The 1,302-nt window shown below is 50.5% G+C and carries 2 protein-coding genes; both read right to left on the reverse strand.

The genetic code is table 11. The annotated features are described in order from the left end of the window. Window positions 1–140 precede the first annotated feature (140 nt). Window positions 141–944 carry an IS21-like element helper ATPase IstB gene (gene istB / locus BKD12_RS16180; protein WP_207645186.1) on the reverse strand — a complete coding sequence of 268 codons (804 nt, stop codon included), beginning with the start codon at window positions 942–944 and terminating at the stop codon, window positions 141–143. Then, window positions 941–1,302, reverse strand: a 362-nt coding sequence (locus BKD12_RS17070; RefSeq protein ID WP_176731003.1) for a hypothetical protein, incomplete at its 5' end; no start/stop codon positions are given. The genes istB and BKD12_RS17070, both read right to left, overlap by 4 nt.

The following is a 1,302-nucleotide window of genomic DNA, read 5'->3' on the forward strand; positions in this document are numbered from 1 at the left end:
TGCAAATGTCAACCACTTTTTTACATTGTTAGGTAAGATGTTTTTTACACCGTAAGGTAAGGAGTTTTTTACATACCCTGGTAAGCAGATCTTTACATCGTAAGGTAAGCACTTTTTTACATTACCCGGTAAGCAGATTCTTACATCCCTGTTTCTCCCTGCGGGTAAAGGTCAGGGTGCTTCAGCCGGTAGGATTCCCCTCGGAAAGAGTAACACTTGGCATGGTGCAGGATCCGGTCCAGCATCGCGGTGGTAAGCACCGGATCTCCCATCATCTCTGCCCAGTCAACGATCTCTTTGTTGGTGGTAAAGATGATGGAACTGGTTTCATAGGTGTCGCTGATAAATGTGAAAAAACGATTCGCTTGTCCGCGGCTGATCGGAGTGTAGCCAATCTCATCAATGATGATAAGCTGGGCTTTCTTGATATTTTTGAGCCGGAAACCGGCGGCGCGCTCTGTCTCTGCGGTGTCGAGGATCTTGATCAGGCTGGTCATCTTCTCAAAACATACCGTATAGCCGCTGTTGACAGCCTGCAACCCCAGACCACAGGCGACCATAGTCTTGCCGAGGCCCGGAGGCCCCGCAAAGACAAGGTTTCCGCAGTTGTCCAGCCAGGACAGTTCTTTCAAGACGGAGAGCTGTGCCTGAGTGATTCCTGACTCCAGCTCTTCCGGGTCGAACTCTTCCAGTGGCCGGATATTTGGTGGGAAATGCGCTGCGGAATAGTTGCGCTTTCGTCGCCGTTCATTCCGTCCTTTCACTTCGGTCTCAAGAACAGCCAGGAGGAATTCCCGGCAGGAGGAGTCCTGCAGATCTGCGGTTTCCAGAAGATCCGGAAGCATACGCGCCGCGTGCTTTAAGGTAAACGTTTCAAGCAGGGCTGTGAGCCGCTGTACAGGGATATGGCCGGTATCCATACTTTTTAAGATTTCACGGTTCATCGAGCAGCAGCCTCCTTCCTCTCTGTGCGTTCCTGAAAGGCTTTTGCATAAACAGAAAGATCCGTGTAGCTGACACTGCCGGATGGAACCTGTGCGCGGCAGTTGTCTGTAGCCAGTTCCCGGCCGGCTTTTGCAAGGCTGTAAACGACCTTAAACTGTGAGAATTGATACCGGTATTTCTGGCAGCATTCCTTCATCACCTGCGCTACCAGGGATTTATCCGGATTCTCAGAATCAAGGAACTGTTCAATTGCCCGAAGCTGTTTGGAGATATGCCGTGGATTTTCCTTTTTCACACCATTGATGAAGTGCTGGAAGTCATAGCAGTTCCATTTCCCGCGGAGACGTTCCATGATCT

Origin of the sequence: Merdimonas faecis (assembly GCF_001754075.1) — a bacterium.
Classification (GTDB): Bacteria; Bacillota; Clostridia; order Lachnospirales; family Lachnospiraceae; genus Merdimonas; species Merdimonas faecis.